The following is a 17582-nucleotide window of genomic DNA, read 5'->3' as shown; positions in this document are numbered from 1 at the left end:
ACGGAAATGAACACGGCAAAAGGAACGGTCCTCGTCTCCGGCGCGAGCATCGCCGGACCGGCCGTCGCATTCTGGTTGCGGCGGTACGGGTTCTCGGTGACGGTGGTGGAGAAGGCAGGCGGACTGCGAGGAGGCGGATATCCGATCGACGTCCGTGGCACCGCGCTGGAGGTGGCCGGCCGGATGGGGATCCTACCGCGGCTCCATGAAGCGCATATCGAGACGCGTTTGCTGACCTTCCTTGATTCCACCGGCGGAGAGGTGGCGTCGGTGCATCCGCAGACGGTGGTCGGCGGAGTCGAGGGGAGCGATGTCGAGGTGCGGCGTGGTGATCTGGCGGAGATTCTGTACGGAGCCACCCGCGACGACGTGGAGTACGTGTTCGACGATTCCATCGACGCGCTCGAACAACACGAGAACGGTGTCGAAGTCACCTTCCGCGGTGGAACACGGCGCGCGTTCGATCTGGTCGTGGGTGCCGACGGACTGCACTCGCGAACCAGGGAACTCGTCTTCGGGCCCGAACACCCCTATCACCGTTACCTGGGATATTGCTTCGCCGGATTCACGATGCCCAATGAGTTCGGCCTGTCGCGAGAAGGTGTGCTCTGGAACGTGCCCGGCCGCGGGGCGGCGCTCTATGCGGTCAAGGGCAGCGAGCGGATCCACGGTTTCCTGGTCGCCGCTCGCCCCGAGCCACCGTATGAGGTGCTCCGCGATCCCCAAGCGCAACTGGACCTCGTCGCCGCGACCTTCGACGGCGACGGCTGGGAAATCCCGGCCATGGTCACCGCGATGCGCGACGCGGACGACCTGTTCTTCGACACCGTCAGCCAAATCCACCTGCCGCGCTGGTCCAGCGGCCGGATCGCCTTGGTCGGCGATGCCGCCTACGCGCCGTCGTTCCTGACCGGGCAGGGTTCCAGCCTCGCCCTCGTAGGTGCCTACATGCTCGCCAGGGCACTGGCCGTCCACCGTGACCACACCGCCGCGTTCGCCGCCTACGAAGACGACACGCGGGGATTCGTCGAGGTGAACCAAGCACAGGTCGGCGTGGGCGACGCGGCGCTCTTCCCGGTCACCGCCGAAGCCCTCGCGCGACGCGACAGCCGGCTGCGTGGCCTGACCGCCTCGGTGCCGGGAACCGGGCGACCGGCCCATACCGCCCTCACGCTGCCGGAGCCCATCGCCGAGCCGCAGCGCGGCTGAACGCTCGCGGCCTAGCGCGGTGTCCGGTAAGTATCGCTTGACGTGCTGATCTGTGGAAAGGGAGCGGGGGACCTTTGGTGTCGAGTGAGGGCCGTCGCTGACCGTGTGGATTTTGGTGCGTTGGATGACCCGAAATCCACACAGTCACCGGGGGGCCGCGAACATGACTTGCAGGACACGGCCTAGCGCGGTGTCGTCGACAACGTCGGTGTCGGCGACACCGAGTCGCGTTCGACGGAAAAGACGGCGAGGAAATAGTTCGCCTGGGCACAGTTGACGTTCTCCCCGCCGGTGAGTTCCGCGGTGAGCGTGTCGCGCTCGACGGTCAGTTCTGCGCCGTCCTCGGCGCAGCCCGGCAAGACGAAGGCGAAACCGCGCCGGTCGGCAGGCGGGACGAACGACAAAGCCCCACGAACTTCGTCCAGGTTCGTCAGCTTGGCGCGTTCCAGGGTTCGCTGGAACTCCTCGGCAGGGGCCGTTCCGAGTTCCACTGGCCGCAGGCCCGTCAACCGGGTGCTCGAGCCCTTGAGTCCCGCGAATGCCTCCAGCTCCGCCGTACCCTTGCCGATGCCACATCCCGCCAGCAGCAGCAGACACGCTGCGATCCATCTCATGCGCCGAGGACGTAGCGGGCCGCTCCGCCGGTTGCACCGCTCGGGTATCGAAGCGAGACGTCACGCCTGTGTGCCTGGTTCGAGCCTTCCCGGCCGAAAGGGCTCGACGCCGACGACGTGGCGAGCGCGGGTCGGCTCGACGAGCACCTTGACCCGCCGTTCGCCCGGGATCCGCCATTCGAAGCGGTCGGTTCCGACGTACTTCTTCGCCAGCCGGTCCATGCAGTGATCCGCCTCGTCGCCTTCGACGAACTCGACGGCCCGGCCGTGGATCACGACGCGGTCGTAGGGGTTGTCCGTGTCCAGGCAGGACAGCGACACGCGGGGATCGCGGCGCAGGTTCTCTTCCTTGACCCTGCCGACGGCGGTGTTGAACACGATGTGGTCGCCTTCGAGGTCGATCCACATGGCGGACACCTGGGGTGAGCCGTCCCCGTTCACCGTGGCCAGGTGCCAGAACTTCGGTGCCGCGATCCAGCCGCGGATCTGCTCGTCCAGCCCAGTCACGCGGCCCTCCAGTGAGTCCGGATCAGGACGACGATTGTCGCGCGGACGACCGCGGATGTCGACCGGCGGAGTGGTGGCTATTGACACCCATGACAGTATTTTTCCAACTAGACGACTAGTGCGTTGCCGGGGTTGTGGCCGAGCAGACGACGATCCGGGTCGGCGCCTCTGGGGAGAGGACCTTGTCCATGCAGCCAACCCGTCGTATCTCTCTCGTTCTCGCACTCGGCGCCGCGGCGGGGATCGCGTTCGCGGCGCCGACCATGGCGGGGCCGTCCACCGCCGCGGACGACTACTACCAGGACGCGCTGGGCAAGACCGGGCCGGAGCTCAAGGCGGCACTGCACGGGATCATCAGCACCAACACCAAACTGACCTACGAACAGGTGTGGGACGGGATCAGGGCCACCGACGAGGACCCGGCCGACCCGGCGAACGTCGTGCTGCTCTACAGCGGCCGCTCGCAGGCGAAGGCCGCCAACGGCGGCGAGGTCGACGACTGGAACCGCGAGCATGTCTGGGCCAAGTCGCACGGCGACTTCGGCACGGCCGTCGGACCCGGTACCGATTTGCACCATCTGCGCGCGGAGGACGTGTCGGTCAACAGCACCCGCGGGAACAAGGACTTCGACGCCGGTGGCTCGCCGGTCGGCGAGGCGCCCGGGAGTTCGACCGACGACGACTCGTTCGAGCCGCGGGACGCGGTCAAGGGCGACGTGGCCCGCATGATCCTGTACATGGCCGTCCGCTACGACGGCACCGACGGGTTCGCCGATCTCGAACCCAACGACGCCGTCGGCAACGGCTCCAAACCCAACATCGGCCGCCTCTCGGTCCTGCTGAGCTGGAACACCCAGGACCCGCCCGACGCCGCCGAGCAGCGTCGCAACCAGGTCATCTACGACCGGTTCCAGCACAATCGCAACCCGTTCATCGACCACCCGGAATGGGCCGCCTCCATCTACGGATAGTTCCTCTCGCCCCAAAAGGCAGTTTCCGTGGTCCCTTAGACGATCCCTTCGAACTCGTCAAATGTGCGCCGAGGACAATATCGTCCTTTCTTGTCTCATTCGGCCATATTTGCCGCACGGAGGGAAGAAACATGCGAAAGAGCATTCGGAGGATCGGGGGCGTGGTCGCCGCGACGGCGGTGGCGGGCGGCGTCATGGTCGCGGCCGCCGCGCCCGCCCAGGCCGGCTTCGTCACGCCGGTGTACGGGATGACCTGCGACACCGGCTACAACTCGAGCTACCGGGCGTGGGGAGTCTGCTGGGCGCCCATTCCGGCGAAGTGGAAGCTGCGGGTGGACTGTACGTTCGGCGGAACGTACGACACGATTTGGCACTACCCGCCGCAGAATGAGTGGTACCGGATCGACCACCACGTCAGCTGCAACATCGGCGTCAACTCGGTCCACGTCGTCGAGGGGACCTGATCGGTGGTCAGCGGGTGAGCTTCCGGTGGAAGCACACCCGGTCCTGGCCGGGGCCGTCGTAGTCGCTGTGCAGGGGGAGGCCGTCGGCCACTCGGTCGCCGGTTTCGAGCGTGAACCCCATGGCCCGGTGAAAGGCGATGGATCCGGTGTTGCCCGGCGAGGTGACCGCGCGGACTTCCGTGCGGCCCGCCTCGGCGGCGCGCTCGAAGAAAGTGGTATACAGGCGGCGGGCCGTTCCCTGGCCACGAAGGTTCGGATCCACTCCCACGAAATGGATGTACGCCTCGGTGGCGTTGTCCGGTGCGTGGAAGCCGACGAGGAATGCCCTGATTCCCGCCTCGTCCTCCAGGATCAGGCTCGTGCTGGAGAAGAATTGCAGGAACAGTTTGGGAAGTAAAAGCGAAAGTTCGCGAGCCTGAGCGGGAGTGCGCGAATCGCCCCACCATTCCTGTACGCATTCGACGATCGTGCCGTGGTCGGAGACGTGAGCTCGGCGGGGCTCGGGCATGGCGTTCCCTTCTCGGAGTCCAAGGCTTGACGATCTTGGTTCGGCACCGTTTCTACCAGGGATCGACCGAGGTGACACGGTCGCTGGACGGTGATTTTCCACCAGGCCCTTGAGTAACACCGAATACACACGTGTGAATTGATGTTCACGGTGCTGGGGCGAGAGATCGTTTTCCCGTGCTGTAGAATCCTGATTCTGGGTGATGATCATCGGCTCGACGCTGTGTCGGCGGATCATCTGTTGAGAACACTGGGGTTTCTCGGGCAATCCGTGCTGGATGAGCTGGACGCTGCGGTCCGTGGCTCCGTTGCCGGATTGTCGGACAAAGCATGGGGAGTAACACGTGTGTAGCGTTCATCTGACCGATCCGCCGTCGGTGGCGGATCCGGGCCGCGACGAGGACAGACCGAGAGGCGATGGCCGGGCGCCCACGCGCCGGGGGATCCTGGGAGCCTCCTTCTCGGTCATCGTCGGCACGGTGCTGATCGCCGTCCACGCGAGCTTCTACGGCAACTGGATGATCGACGACGCGGCCATCACGTTCGCCTACTCCCGGAACCTCGCCGACGGCTTCGGGCCGGTGCTCCAGCCTGGAGTGGAGCCCGTCGAGGGTTTCTCGAACCCGGTGTGGATGGCGCTGCTGGCCCTCGGCAAGCTGCTCGGCCTGTTCGACCACGGCACGATCTTCGGCATCCCCGATTACGTCCTGTTCCCCAAGGGACTGGCGCTGCTCTGCTGCATGGCCATCCTGGCACTGGTGTACGTCGGAGCGAAGCGCCTGACGCCCCGGCCTGCCTTGGTCACCCTGATCGCCGGGACGGCTCTCGCGGTCAATCCCTCGTTCGTCATCTGGTGCTTCTCCGGTCTGGAGAACTCGGTCTACGCCCTCATGGTCACCGCTCTCGCCGTGGTCATCCTGTGCGGCGTCGACTCCGGCACGCTCCTGACCGCGAAGATCGCCATGTCGGCAGGCGCGCTCGCCGCCCTCGCCGGGCTGAGCCGTCCGGACGGGGTCATCTACGCGGCCGCGTTCCCGATCGTGGTCGCGCTGTTCACCCGCCGTGGCGGCGTGCCTCCCGCCATCCGGGCGGTGCTGCTGTCCGCCGCCGGGTTCGTCGTCCCCTTCGGCGGTTACCTGCTGTTCCGCTGGATCGAGTACGGGCGCCTGCTGCCCAACACGGCGATCGCCAAGGCGCAGCCGCTCCCGGCCATCACGGACGTCGCCAAGGCGGGGACGGTCCTCCAGTACGCGGGCTGGCTGCTGGTCGCGGTCGCGATCGTCTGCCTCGCGCTGGTGATGCAGAAGCCGTCCAAACTCCGCGCGGGCGTCGTCGCGCTCCTGGTCCCGTTCGCGTTGTCGGTGATCGCCTTCTGCGTCCTCCAGGCCGACTGGATGGGGCAGCTTCGGTTCGCGACCCCGATCTGGGCGCTGGGGGCGCTCGGCGGCGCGGTCGTGATCGTCGAGACCCTGCGGAACGCGCGTATCCGAGGCCGGATCCTGCTGACGGTCACGCTCGTCGTCGCGACGGCGTCGTCGATCAGCGGGTTCCACACCCAGGGCAAGAGCTACCAGGCCGTCCCGAAGACGCCGTTCTGCAGCGTGGTCGAGCGCGACGCCAGGGTGACCAACGGCGTGGCGGATCTCCTCAAGCTGCCCGGCTCGGCGAAGATCGGCGTGATCGACCTCGGCGGGATGGCGCTGGTCAGCAGGCTCCAGGTGGTCGACCTCGCCGGTCTCGCCGACCGCGTCATCGCCGACTACCTCAGCACCGCCGACTTCGCCGGAGAGCGCCGCTACGTCTTCGACGAGCTCAGGCCGGAGCTGATCTCGTTCGTCGGCACCTGGGACACCACGCTCGGCTTCGCCCAGGACGAACGGTTCGGGCAGGAGTACGAAGTGCTCTACCGCAGCCCTCGTGACCCGTCCGCGTTCGGTGACGTCGGGGTGTGGGTGCGCAAGGATCTCGTGCGCGATCCCGCGGTTCTCGCCGCGGCACAGCGCTACGTCACCACCGAGACCCAGAAGGTCGTCGCGGCCAACTCGGTCGCGCATCTGCGGTCCTGCGGGGACACGCTCCGTCCCGGCCAGACACCCCGGCCCTGACGTTCACCCGGGCCACTAGGGCGCGCACCGGTCGCCGTCGACCGCGAACTCCGCCGGCGACCGGTGCGTGCCCGTGCTGTCCGCGTTGAAGCCGATCGACACCGACGCGTCCGGGGCGATCCGGGCGTTCCACGAAGCGTTGCCCGCCCGGACGGCCGCGCCGGTCTGGCTCCACGCGGCGTTCCATCCCTGCGAGATCCGCTCCTCGTCGCCGAACGCGAACGTCAGGGCCCAGCCGTCCCACGCGGTCGTGCCGGTGTTCTTCACGGTGAGCGCCCCGGTCAGGCCCGTCTGCCAGGTCGAGGCCGTGTACGTCACCTGGCAGCTCGCCGCGGCCGGCGGCGGGGCGGAATGCTCGGCAACCCAGTTCGACAGCCAAGCGAACGCCGAGTTCCAGTTGACCGTGACCTCGTTGAGCGAGTACGCCTCGATGTGGTCGACCCAGCACCGTTGCGGCGCGCAACCGGGCAGCAGCCGCTGCGCGACCGGATCCTGCAACGCGCTGTTGGGCCCGCCGGACAGGACACCGGGCGGCGCTGTCGGCAGCGACGGGGCGAGCTGGTTCGCCCAGTGCCGGTGGTGCACGTTGCGCACCGGCCGATCGCCCCAGCCGGAGACATACGAGAAGCCGACCGGATTGCGGCCCAGCAGGTAATCCATCGTGGCGAAGGCGCCGTCCCGGTACTTCGCCGCGTGGGTGAGGTCGTGGGCGAGGCCCAGCACCATGCCGTTGTTGGCGACCAGGCCGTTCGATCCCCACTCGTAGCCGCCGTCGCCGGTCCGGTACGGCGCCGGATGCCCGGCGGACGCCATGGTCGCGAGGTGGGCGTCCGCGGTCGTGACGATCGCGGACCGGATCGCCGCCGTGGGCACCTCGCGCGGTGTCAGTACCAAGGACACGTCACCGAGCGCGCCGGTGGCTCCCCAGTCGAATCCGCGCGCGTTGAAGCTCTTTCCGCCGAACAGCGGTGAATTCGTCACGTCCGTGCGGTAGCGGCCGGTGGTCACGTACAACTCGGCCGCGGCCCAGTAGAACTCGTCGGTCACCGTGGGATCGCTGTACGAGCCGCCGCCGGTGCCGTCGGCCGGGTCGGCGATCATGCCGGGATGCGCCTTCGCCGCCGCGTACGCCTTCTCCGCGGCTGAAAGCGCGCGGGCCGCGAAGGCGGCGTCGTAGGGCGCCCACAGCCGCGAGGCCTGTGCCGCCGCCGCAGCGAGGTTCAGGGTCGCCGCCGTGCTCGGCGCGGACAGCCTGCGCGGCTGGGCGTCCTCGTGCGGCAGGGTGGGCAGGCCGGTCCATTGCTCGTCGTGGATCTTGTGGTGGGCCATCCCCGCCAGCGGCCGCCCGTCGGGAACCTGCATGCTCATCAGGAATTCGAGTTCCCACCGCGCCTCGTCGAGCACGTCCGGCACGCCGTTCGACCGCTCGGGAATGGCCAGCGTGCCGTCGCCGAGCGCCGTCTTGTCACCGAGCAGCGCGGCACGCTCGTAGGCGTTCTGCAGCTGCCACGCGGCGATGCCGCCGTTCACCACGTACTTGCCGTGGTCGCCGGCGTCGTACCAGCCGCCGCGCACGTCGAGGGTGTACCCGCACTCCAGACCGGCCCGGCAGGGTACGTCGTCGTCCCCTCGGTTCGGTGCCACGTTCACGTGTCCGGCGGGCCGCGCGTACTCGGCGCCCACGTACCGGGCTTCGATCGGGGTGCCGCTGCGCTGGTGGTAGAAGAACGCGAGCGAGTCGGACCGCAGCCCGGTCATGGCGTTCGCGGAGATGTCGAACGGGTGGCTCACGTCGGCGCCGACGCTCAGCGTGTAGCCGCCGCCCGGCCGGTCGTAGGACGAGAAGTCGATGACGTGGACGTTCTCGTTCGATGCGGCGTCGTGGCCCTTCGGAGTGGTCTGGCCGGTGGCGACGGAGGTGCCCGCGCCATCCCGCAGCGTCCACGTCAGCGGGGTGGCGGACCCGGTCGCGAGGCTCGCCTGTTTGGGCAGGCCGGGTACGTAACCGACCTGGTTCACCCGCAGCGGCCCCGCCGGTTCCACTCCCGGTGGCGGCAGCACGCCGCCGACGAGGGACACGTTGTCGACGCAGATGGTGTTGTCGAAAGACTGTCCGCCGAACCAGAACGCGAACTGACCGTTGCCGGCCGCCGGGAAGTCCACTGTGGACTGGAAGGTCAGGGTGAAGGTCTGCTTGGCGGGGGTGACGGTCACGTCGGTGCGCGCGAGCTGCCGGTACGGGTCGACGGCCTCACCCGCGACCGCGGAGATCCGCTGTTCGACGACCGCCCGCGCGTCGAACTTCATCGTGTAGGACTGACCCGCCTCGTACGGCACGCCGTTCTGACCGGACAAGGCGTCGTACCCGTTGGCCGTGCCGCCGGTGACATCGACGCAGTACTCCCCGCCGGTCACCGAGGCGCGGGTGTTCGCGCCCGCCCACCAAGGTTCGACACCGCCCGCCGAGAAGTCGCCGTTCACGATCCGTTCGTACTCGGCGGCCCCCTCCGCGGCCGAGGACGACGCTTGCGGAACGACCGCGAAACCCGCGACGAGTCCGGCGGACAGCAGTACACGCCAAATGTCGATCACCACGTCGTGATCCTTTCGAAGGCCGACTGTTGGGAGCGCTCCCATAATCTAGCCCGATCTCGTGTCGCGGGGAAGAGTGCGCTCTGAAATCACTGGTACCAAACCATTCTCACTCGTTCGGCCTGTGTCTTCGCTATTCGAGTCGCGCTAAGGTGCCAACGCTGGGAGCGCTCCCAGCAAGGTCGGAAAGAAGGCGCTATGCGATACGGAAAGGCCATGACCGCGATCCTGGCCGCCGTCACGACGATGGCGGCGTGCTTCGTGACCGCGACCCTGAACGCACCACCGGCGTCGGCACACGGCGCGATGATGAAACCGGGCAGCAGGACTTTCTTCTGCTGGCAGGACGGATTGACCCCGCAGGGCAACATCGTGCCGAAGAACTCGGCCTGTAAGGCGGCCGTGGGGCAAAGCGGGGAGAACTCGCTCTACAACTGGTTCTCCGTGCTTCGTTCGGACGGCGCGGGCCGGACCAGGGGATTCATCCCGGACGGGAAGCTCTGCTCGGGCGGGAATCCGAGTTTCGCGGGCTACGACCGCACCGGGAACTGGCCGATGACGCATCTGACGGCGGGCGCGTCGTTCGGCTTCTCCTACAACGCGTGGGCCGCCCACCCCGGCTGGTTCTACCTGTACGTGACCAAGGACGGATACGACCCCGGCCGCGAACTGCGTTGGGACGACCTCGAGGACCAGCCCTTCCTCACGGCCGACCATCCGCAGGTGAGCGGCAACGTCGGCAGCGTCGACGGCCAGTACAAGTGGACCGGGAACTTCCCGTCGGCCAAGTCGGGCAAGCACGTCATTTACTCGGTGTGGAAGCGATCCGACAGCGCCGAGACGTTCTACGGTTGCTCTGACGTCGTGTTCGACGGCGGCAACGGCGAGGTCACCGGGGTCGGCGTGGTCGACGATCCGCCCGATCCCGGCGAGCCGCCGAACGGCGCGTGCACGGCCACGTTGGCGAAGACCGGCACCTGGAACGGCGGCTACCAAGCGGAAGTGACCGTCACCAACCCGGGCGCGGCGACACTGTCCGGCTGGCGGGTCGGCTGGACCGTCCCGGCGGGGGAGACGATCACGAGCGTCTGGAACGGCACACTCGCCATGGACGGTGCCGGCACTCGCGCCACCGTGCGAAACGCGGAGTGGAACGGGTCGATAGCGGCGGGTACCACCCGTTCGTTCGGCCTGACCGCCACCGCGACGGGGAGTGCGGCCGCGCCGGAACTCACCTGCTCCAGCCCGTAGCGTCCGGCTCAGTGGTGCCCGTGCTCCGGGTTGGCGAACACGCAGCCCGCGACGTCCGCGGGAACCTGATGCACTCGAGGATCAAGGGAGCCGCATCTGAAGTAATACAGTCCCAGCTCGCCGACACCGAGAAATCCCGCGGAGATCGCGAACCCGTTACCGAAGGCGAAGGCCGGTCCGTCGGCGATCCGGCCCGCCGTCATCGCCGACTGCCAGGATTCCTGGAAACGCCGCTGCTCGTCGCCGGCGAACAGGAAGAGTCCGACGACCGGGAATTCCGGGGAAACCCGGCAGGTGGCCCATTCGGCCACATGCGGCTGAAAGCGGGCGGCGATGTCCGGCCCGACGAACGTGCGCAGCTCCGCGGGATCCCGGCGGGAAACGTCGGCGCAATCGCCTGCGTTCTCACGGATCCAATCGACAAGATCGTCCATTGTGGTCAATCGCGTGCCGAGTGCCTCGGCACCCGCGGTGGCCTTCGGCGCCGGCGCGGAACAACCCGCGAGTATTCCGGCGGAGATCAGCAAAGTGGTGGCGAGTCGCCTCATGCTTTTCAGCTCTACTCCGAAAATCGCCGGATCACAACCGAGGAGGACCTGTGAGATCACGACCACCGGGGCGCTCGATGAGAGCGCGTCCCAGTACGGCGCTGGCCACCACCGTGGCGCTCGCGGCAGCGGTCACCGCCGGTGCCGTACCCACGGCCGCGGCGGCCGAGGTGTCCTGTACGACAACGTACAAAATCAGCAGTGAATGGGACAACGGTTTCGGTGCGACTGTGGCGATCCGCAACGAAGGCGCCGACGTCATCCCCGACTGGAATCTGACCTGGACCTTCGCCGACGGACAGCGGATCACCCAGCTGTGGAACGGCACGCACACGCAGTCCGGTGGCGCGGTGAGCGTCCGCGGCGCGGACTGGCAGCGTGCGATCAACCCCGGCGCTACCGTGCAATTCGGCTTCAACGCGGGAAAGAGCGGGGCCGCGAACCGGTCGCCGGTCGACTTCAAGGTCAACGGCATCACTTGCGCCGGTCCGAACAGCGGCCCGGCGGTGCGGCTCACGAAGCCGGTCAACAACGCGACGTTCGCCGTGCCGACGCCGATCGAACTGGCCGCGTCCGCCAGTGACAGCGACGGTTCGGTGTCGTCGGTGGAGTTCTACGCCGGGACCACCCGGCTCGGCGCCGACACCAGCGCCCCGTTCGAGTACACCTGGACCGGCGCGACGGCGGGGGAGTATTCGGTCACCGCGCGGGCGATCGACAACCTCGGTGCGGCAACGGTTTCCGCGCCGGTCGCGGTGCGGGTGCTGGCGGCGCCGTCGGTCATCGCCACCCCGTCGACCGTTCGCGTCCGGCAGGGGACCTCGGCCACCGTGGACGTGAAACTCGCGACTCCGCCGACCGGACCGGTCACGCTGAACGTGGCACGCACGACGGGCAGCGCCGATCTCACGGCCACGCCCGCGACCCTCACTTTCGACCAGAACAGCTGGAACACGGCCAAACCGGTGACGATCGCCTCGGCCGCGAACGGCGGCGCACTCGCCACCGCAGCGTTCTCGATCACCGGATCCGGCCTCACCGCGGCCACGCTCGACGTGGCGGAGATCGACGCGTCCGCGTCGGACTACCGGGCCGCCTTCCTCGAGCAGTATCACAAGATCAAGGACGCGGACAGCGGCTACTTCCGGAATTTCGACGGGCTGCTCGTGCCGTACCACTCGGTGGAGACGCTGCTGGTCGAGGCTCCGGACCACGGGCACCAGACCACGTCCGAGGCGTTCAGTTACTACCTGTGGCTCGAAGCCGCGTACGGACAGCTCGAAGGTGACTGGACGCCGTTCAACCAGGCGTGGGCGTCGATGGAGAAGTTCATCATCCCGGCGCACGCCGACCAGCCCACCAACGACAAGTACAACGCCGCCGACCCGGCGACGTACGCGCCGGAGCATCCGAGGATGGACCGGTACCCGGCGGTGCTGGACGGCAACGTCCCGGTCGGGTCCGACCCGATCGCGGGTGAACTGCGCGCCGCCTACGGCACGCCGGACGTCTACGGCATGCATTGGCTGCTGGACGTCGACAACACCTACGGCTTCGGCCGCTGTGGTGACGGCACCACCGCGCCCGCGTACATCAACACCTACCAGCGCGGGTCCAGCGAGTCGGTGTGGGAGACCATCCCGCAGCCTTCCTGCGACACGTTCGCGCACGGCGGGCCGAACGGGTTCCTCGATCTGTTCACCAAGGACGCCACCTATGCCAAGCAGTGGAAGTACACCAACGCGCCCGACGCCGACGCGCGGGCCGTGCAGGTGGCGCACCTCGCCAACCAGTGGGCGACCGCGCAGGGCAAGGGGGCCGCGGTGGCCGGTGTGGTGAAGAAGGCGTCGAAGATGGGCGACTATCTGCGGTACGCCATGTTCGACAAGTACTTCAAGAAGATCGGCGACTGTGTCGGCCCGAGCACTTGCCCGGCGGGCAGCGGCAAGAACAGCTCGCACTACCTCATGTCGTGGTACTACGCGTGGGGTGGCGCGACCGACACGTCCGCCGGCTGGGCGTGGCGCATCGGTGACGGCGCGGCCCACCAGGGCTACCAGAACCCGCTCGCCGCACACGCGCTCGCCAACGACCCGGCGCTGAAGCCGGTCTCGGCGACCGGCGCGGCGGACTGGGCGGAAAGCCTGGACCGGCAACTGGAGTTCCTGCAATGGTTGCAGTCCGCCGACGGTGGCATCGCGGGTGGCGCGACGAACAGCTGGGACGGCCAGTACGCCGCGCCGCCCGCGGGCTCATCGACGTTCTACGGGATGTACTACGACCAGCAGCCCGTCTGGCACGACCCGCCGTCCAACAGGTGGTTCGGGTTCCAGGCGTGGGGCCTGGAGCGGGTCGCCGCGCTGTACCAGCTGACCGGCGACGCACGGGCGAAACGCATTCTCGACAAGTGGGTACCGTGGGCGATCGCGAACACGACGGTCGGCTCCGGCGGGGAGTTCCGGATCCCGTCCGACCTGGAATGGACCGGCAAACCCGATACGTGGAACCCGGCGACGCCGGGGACCAACGCGAACCTGCGGGTCCGGGTGCTGAACCACAGCCAGGACGTCGGCGTCGCGGCGTCGTACTCGAAGATCCTGCTGAACTACGCCGCCAGGTCCGGAAACGCGGAAGCGCGGACGGTCGGCGAGGGACTCCTCGACGCGATGCTCGCGCACACCGACTCGATCGGCATCGCGGTCCCGGAAACGCGGACGGACTACAACCGGTTCGACGACGAGTACGACCCGGCCACTGGTGAAGGTGTGTACCTGCCGCCAGGCTGGACCGGGACGATGCCCAACGGCGACCCGCTCGCCGCGGGCGCGGACTTCCTGTCCATCCGGTCGTTCTACCGGGACGATCCGCAGTGGCCGAAGGTGCAGTCCTATTTGGATGGTGGGGCCGCACCGACGTTCACCTACCATCGGTTCTGGGCGCAGGCGGAGATCGCGACCGCGTTCTCGCTGCACGTACAGCTGTTCGGCTGAGCTCTCCGGTGCGGCTCGGCTCGTGAGGCCGGTGGGTGTCGCGACGTGGTCGCTGGATGGTCGTGAGTGCTTCGGGCCGCCCCAGTACATGAAGGACCCCTTCCTTGCGCCTAGGTACAGGAAGGGGTCCTTCATGTACTCCCAGGCCACCGGCGGCGGGTGGGGCGGGATCGCAGGTCCGTGAAGGCCTCCTTCCCTACCTTGAGAGCAGGGAAGGAGGCCTTCACTACAGCCCGAGCCGCGGCAGACCCGCTCACCAGTGGCTTTCGCAACCCCTCCGGCCAGGTGTCTGGTGACCGTGAAGTCCACACAGTCGCGCCTCAAACGTCCCGATCACGACCTCAGTGGGCCGAAAGCGTCCTTCGCCTCATCAGACGCAGCGAAGGGAGCCTTCACACCACCAACCCCACCGCCCGGCTCAGGAGAAATCCGCTGCCATGACCCGGTCGAAGCCGACCTCGCGGCGAGGACCGGTCAGCGTGCGGGGGACGGCCGCGACGATCCGGGCACTCGACGTCCCGATCCGCAGTTCGACGTCGCCGGGTTCGACGATCCGCTTGCCCGCCCGTCCGGTATAGGACGTCAGGTCGGCGTGCAGGCCGATCTCGACCACCTCGGTCGCGCCGGGGGCCAGGTCGACCCGCTTCGCCGCGATCAGCTGCTGGACCGGACGGGCGACCTCCGCGACCGGGTCGTGCAGGTAGATCTGGACGACCTCCGTCGTGGTGCGGTCGCCGTCGTTGCTCAGTGTCACCCGCACCCGGCAGCGGCCGTCCGTCGGCCACGTGGGATCCGGCGCGGTGACGTCGTCCCAGCGGACGGCGCCGTAGGAAAGCCCGTGCCCGAACGGGAACAGCGGTGTCGGGTCGACCGTGCTGACCTCGCTGCGCAGCCCGAGCGGGGCCGTGAGATACGTCGACGGCTGGGACGCTTCCTCGCCGGGGAAGCCGACGGGGAGCCTGCCGGAAGGGTTGACCCGTCCACTGAGGACACCGGCGAGCGCGGCCGCGCCCTCTTCCCCGGGGTAGAAACCGCACACGATCGCGGCGAGACGGCCCGCCTGCCGCGACAGTTCGTACGGCCGTCCACAAAGGAGCACCAGGACCATCGGCGTCCCGGTCGAGAGCAAGGCTTCGAGGAGTTCTTCCTGTCGTCCCGGCAGTTCGAGGTCCGAGGTGTCGCACCCCTCACCCGAGGTCCCGCCGCCGAACAGACCGGCGCGGTCGCCGAGGACGGCGACGCAGATCTCCGCTTCCTTGGCCGCGGCGACGGCTTCGGCGATGTCCGAGTCCTCGCCGCCGACCACGGGGCAACCGAGAGCGTAGGTGACGTCGTGGTCCTCGCGGAGCGCGTCGAGCACGGTCGGAACCGCCACCCCGAACGGTACTTCCGGATGATGCACGCCGATGTGCATCGGGAACGAGTAGCAGCCGAGCATCGCGCCGGGATCGTGCGCCCGCGGTCCGACCACGGCGATCCGGTGGCCGGGGGAGAGTGGAAGGACACCGTCGTTGCGCAGCAGCACGATCGAGCGTTCGACGATTTCCCTTGCCAGCGCACGGGATTCCGGATCATCGAGGTCGATCTCGTCCGGGACCTCCGGCACCCAGCCCTCGTCGAGGAGGCCGAGTTCGCATTTCTGCCGTAGCACCCGTTCGAGGGCGCGGTCGACGACGGCGGCATCGACCGCGCCCTGTTCCACCGCGTCGAGCAGCGGATCACCGTAACAGTCCACAGTGGGCAGTTCCACGTCGATCCCGGCGGTCAGCGCCTGCGCGGCGGCCTCACCGCGATCGGCCGCGACGCCGTGCAGTTTGTACAGGAACGACACGGAGAAGTAGTCCGCGACCACGGTTCCGTCGAAGCCATAGGTGTCACGCAGCAGGCCGGTGAGCAATGCCGGATCCGCGGCGGCGGGGACGCCGTCGTTGTCGATGTAGGCGTTCATCACCGATCGGGCGCCCGCGCGCAACGCCATCTCGAACGGCGGCAGCAGGACGTCGGCCAGTTCCCGGGGGCCGATCGACACCGGCGCGAGGTTGCGGCCGGCGCGTGAAGCCGAGTAGCCGGCGAAATGTTTCAGTGTCGCGATCACCCCGGCGGATTCGAGCCCGGCCACGTAGGCGGCGCCGATCGTCCCGACCAGCTGCGGATCCTCGCCGATGGTCTCCTCGACCCGGCCCCAGCGCAGGTCACGTGCGACGTCGAGGACCGGCGCGAGTCCTTGGTGGACACCCAACCGCCGCATCGTGCCGCCGATCCGTGCCCCCATGCGGTACACGAGATCCGGGTCGAAACTCGCTCCCCAGCACAGCGGGGACGGGTAGACCGTGGCCTGCCAGGCGGCGAGACCGGTGAGCGTCTCCTCGTGGACCAGCGCCGGGATGCCGAACCGGCTGCTCCCGACGATCTCCCGCTGGGAGCGCGCCAGGCTGCGCGCGCCGATCACCGGATCGACGGGCCGCGTGCCGTACACCCTGGTCAGCTGCCCGATGCCGTGCCGCACCAGTTCGTCCCAGTCCAGCTCCGCGTCGGCGAAGTCGTGCTGATGCGGAGCCATCTCGCCGCCGGAGTCGATGCCGACCCAGACGCCGTACAGCTGGGCGAGCTTCTCCCGCAAGGTCATCCGGTCCATCAGGGCGCGGACGCGGTCGGCGGGATCCGCGGTGGTGTCCTGCCAGGGCCGGGGTGAAGCGCTGGGCTGCGTGGTCAAGGCCGTCCGCCCTTCGTCGTGGTTCCGAGGGCACGCGTCGAGCGGCGCACCACGAGACCCGTGGACAGGGTGATGTGGGTTTCCTTCTCGGGTTCCCCGCTGATCAGCGAGATCAGGAGGGTGATGGCGCGGTGGCCCATCTCGCGGATGGGCTGGTCCACTGTGGTCAGTGGCGGGGTGCAGAGCGCGGACTCGGGGACGTTGTCGAAACCGACCACCGACAGGTCGTCCGGTACGGACAAGCCGAGTTCCGCGGCGGCCCCGACGGTCGCGATCGCCGAGATGTCGTTGGCGGCGAACACCGCCGTCGGCCGGTCCGCGCTGGTCAGCAGTTCGCGGGCGGACCGGGCGGAGATCTCCGGATCGTAGGCGCCGAGCCGGATCAGGTCCTCGTCGATCGGGACACCGGCGGCGGTGAGCGCCCGCAGGTACCCGGTTTTGCGCAGCTCGGCCGATTCGAGATCCGGCCGTCCGGAGAGGAAGCCGATCCGGCGGTGGCCGAGCTCCAGCAGATGCTCGGTCGCCAGCCGGCCACCGCGCAGGTTGTCGGAATCGATGGTGGGCACCGTCGAGGGGCCGGTGTGCGGGTCGACCGCGACCACCGGCGTTCCGGGGACGGCCTCCAGCGAAGCCACCGGGGTGACCAGTACCGCGCCGTCGACCAGCGTGCCGGAAAGCCGTGAGAGATAACGCTTTTCCCAGCCCGATGGATCTCCGGTCCGGCCGCCTGCCGAGTAGACGACGAGTTCGTAGCCGGTGCCTCGGATGGCGTCCGCCGCACCCTTGAGCAGTTCGGTGGAGAACGGTTCGAGGTCGGCGACCAGGATCCCGATCACGTTCGTCTTGTGGTTGCGCAGGCTCTGGGCGACGAGGCTCGCCTCGTAGCCGAGTTCGTCGATCACCGCACGGACCTTCGCGAGGGTCGCGGCGGCGACGCCGTAGCGGTCGTTGATCACTTTGGACACCGTGGCCACGGAGACGCCGGCACGGGCCGCGACGTCACGGATCGTGACCCTCGAACTGGGCTGCATACGGTCAGACTAGCCATGTAAAACGTTATCGACAACGATTGACATCGGAATTTCAGGCGCGCAAACTCATCGCCAGTCCG

The 17582-nt window shown here is 68.3% G+C and carries 13 protein-coding genes; 6 read left to right on the top strand and 7 right to left on the bottom strand.

The features are described from left to right. Positions 1 to 6 precede the first annotated feature (6 nt). Positions 7 to 1209: an FAD-dependent monooxygenase gene (locus ACLJO0_RS12200; protein WP_410578418.1), complete on the top strand. Its 1203-nt coding sequence runs from the start codon at positions 7 to 9 to the stop codon at positions 1207 to 1209. 182 nt (positions 1210 to 1391) lie between these two features. Here the strand turns inward: ACLJO0_RS12200 and ACLJO0_RS12195 are convergent, their stop codons facing one another. Continuing rightward, positions 1392 to 1823, bottom strand: a complete 432-nt coding sequence (locus ACLJO0_RS12195) for a hypothetical protein (protein WP_410578416.1) — start codon at positions 1821 to 1823, stop codon at positions 1392 to 1394. 60 nt (positions 1824 to 1883) lie between these two features. Further along, the gene (locus tag ACLJO0_RS12190; RefSeq protein ID WP_410578414.1) at positions 1884 to 2330 is read right to left on the bottom strand and encodes a PPOX class F420-dependent oxidoreductase; all 447 of its coding nucleotides are present in this window, start codon (positions 2328 to 2330) and stop codon (positions 1884 to 1886) included. Between the two features lie 188 nt (positions 2331 to 2518). Here ACLJO0_RS12190 and ACLJO0_RS12185 point away from each other — a divergent pair, with 188 nt between their 5' ends. Both ACLJO0_RS12185 and ACLJO0_RS12180 read left to right on the top strand, forming a co-directional pair. Continuing rightward, complete coding sequence (locus ACLJO0_RS12185) at positions 2519 to 3301, top strand: endonuclease I family protein (protein WP_410579291.1); 783 nt, start codon at positions 2519 to 2521, stop codon at positions 3299 to 3301. A gap of 131 nt (positions 3302 to 3432) precedes the next feature. Then, a complete protein-coding gene (locus tag ACLJO0_RS12180; protein WP_410578412.1) occupies positions 3433 to 3765 on the top strand; it encodes a hypothetical protein in 333 nt (110 codons plus the stop codon). Between the two features lie 7 nt (positions 3766 to 3772). Here the strand turns inward: ACLJO0_RS12180 and ACLJO0_RS12175 are convergent, their stop codons facing one another. Next, positions 3773 to 4483 carry a GNAT family N-acetyltransferase gene (locus ACLJO0_RS12175; RefSeq protein WP_410578410.1) on the bottom strand — a complete coding sequence of 237 codons (711 nt, stop codon included), beginning with the start codon at positions 4481 to 4483 and terminating at the stop codon, positions 3773 to 3775. Between the two features lie 133 nt (positions 4484 to 4616). Between ACLJO0_RS12175 and ACLJO0_RS12170 the strand changes: the two genes are divergently transcribed. Beyond that, positions 4617 to 6377, top strand: coding sequence for a hypothetical protein (locus tag ACLJO0_RS12170; protein WP_410578408.1), 1761 nt, complete (start codon positions 4617 to 4619; stop codon positions 6375 to 6377). Between the two features lie 15 nt (positions 6378 to 6392). Here ACLJO0_RS12170 and ACLJO0_RS12165 read toward each other — a convergent pair whose 3' ends face one another. Next, entirely contained in the window at positions 6393 to 8972 is a 2580-nt protein-coding gene (locus ACLJO0_RS12165; RefSeq protein ID WP_410578406.1) for a glycoside hydrolase family 9 protein, read from the bottom strand. A gap of 213 nt (positions 8973 to 9185) precedes the next feature. Here ACLJO0_RS12165 and ACLJO0_RS12160 point away from each other — a divergent pair, with 213 nt between their 5' ends. Then, the gene (locus ACLJO0_RS12160) at positions 9186 to 10220 is read left to right on the top strand and encodes a lytic polysaccharide monooxygenase (RefSeq protein WP_410578404.1); all 1035 of its coding nucleotides are present in this window, start codon (positions 9186 to 9188) and stop codon (positions 10218 to 10220) included. 8 nt (positions 10221 to 10228) lie between these two features. On the opposite strand, the gene ACLJO0_RS12155 is transcribed toward ACLJO0_RS12160, so the two are convergent. Continuing rightward, on the bottom strand, positions 10229 to 10768 hold the full coding sequence (locus ACLJO0_RS12155) for a hypothetical protein (RefSeq protein ID WP_410578402.1): 540 nt from the start codon (positions 10766 to 10768) through the stop codon (positions 10229 to 10231). 77 nt (positions 10769 to 10845) lie between these two features. Between ACLJO0_RS12155 and ACLJO0_RS12150 the strand changes: the two genes are divergently transcribed. Continuing rightward, positions 10846 to 13758, top strand: a complete 2913-nt coding sequence (locus ACLJO0_RS12150) for a glycoside hydrolase family 48 protein (RefSeq protein ID WP_410578400.1) — start codon at positions 10846 to 10848, stop codon at positions 13756 to 13758. Positions 13759 to 14176: 418 nt separating this feature from the next. Here the strand turns inward: ACLJO0_RS12150 and ACLJO0_RS12145 are convergent, their stop codons facing one another. Next, complete coding sequence (locus tag ACLJO0_RS12145; RefSeq protein ID WP_410578398.1) at positions 14177 to 16471, bottom strand: beta-glucosidase family protein; 2295 nt, start codon at positions 16469 to 16471, stop codon at positions 14177 to 14179. Then, positions 16468 to 17502, bottom strand: coding sequence for a LacI family DNA-binding transcriptional regulator (locus ACLJO0_RS12140; protein ID WP_410578396.1), 1035 nt, complete (start codon positions 17500 to 17502; stop codon positions 16468 to 16470). The genes ACLJO0_RS12145 and ACLJO0_RS12140 overlap by 4 nt, the downstream gene beginning before the upstream one ends. Between the last annotated feature and the right edge of the window lie 80 nt (positions 17503 to 17582).

Source organism: Amycolatopsis sp. lyj-108 (genome assembly GCF_046549005.1).
Classification (GTDB): Bacteria; Actinomycetota; Actinomycetes; order Mycobacteriales; family Pseudonocardiaceae; genus Amycolatopsis.
The sequence above is the reverse complement of the archived record's forward strand: the minus strand, read 5'-3'. Positions and strand labels throughout refer to the sequence as shown.

Bases quoted from the DNA above. Each gene is read 5' to 3' on its own strand.
- ACLJO0_RS12155 (WP_410578402.1), bottom strand. From the start codon at position 10,768: ATGAGGCGACTCGCCACCACTTTGCTGATCTCCGCCGGAATACTCGCG.
- ACLJO0_RS12200 (WP_410578418.1), top strand. From the start codon at position 7: ATGAACACGGCAAAAGGAACGGTCCTCGTCTCCGGCGCGAGCATCGCC.
- ACLJO0_RS12185 (WP_410579291.1), top strand. From the start codon at position 2,519: ATGCAGCCAACCCGTCGTATCTCTCTCGTTCTCGCACTCGGCGCCGCG.
- ACLJO0_RS12175 (WP_410578410.1), bottom strand. From the start codon at position 4,483: ATGATCATCACCCAGAATCAGGATTCTACAGCACGGGAAAACGATCTC.
- ACLJO0_RS12150 (WP_410578400.1), top strand. From the start codon at position 10,846: ATGAGAGCGCGTCCCAGTACGGCGCTGGCCACCACCGTGGCGCTCGCG.
- ACLJO0_RS12140 (WP_410578396.1), bottom strand. From the start codon at position 17,502: ATGCAGCCCAGTTCGAGGGTCACGATCCGTGACGTCGCGGCCCGTGCC.
- ACLJO0_RS12195 (WP_410578416.1), bottom strand. From the start codon at position 1,823: ATGAGATGGATCGCAGCGTGTCTGCTGCTGCTGGCGGGATGTGGCATC.
- ACLJO0_RS12160 (WP_410578404.1), top strand. From the start codon at position 9,186: ATGACCGCGATCCTGGCCGCCGTCACGACGATGGCGGCGTGCTTCGTG.
- ACLJO0_RS12180 (WP_410578412.1), top strand. From the start codon at position 3,433: ATGCGAAAGAGCATTCGGAGGATCGGGGGCGTGGTCGCCGCGACGGCG.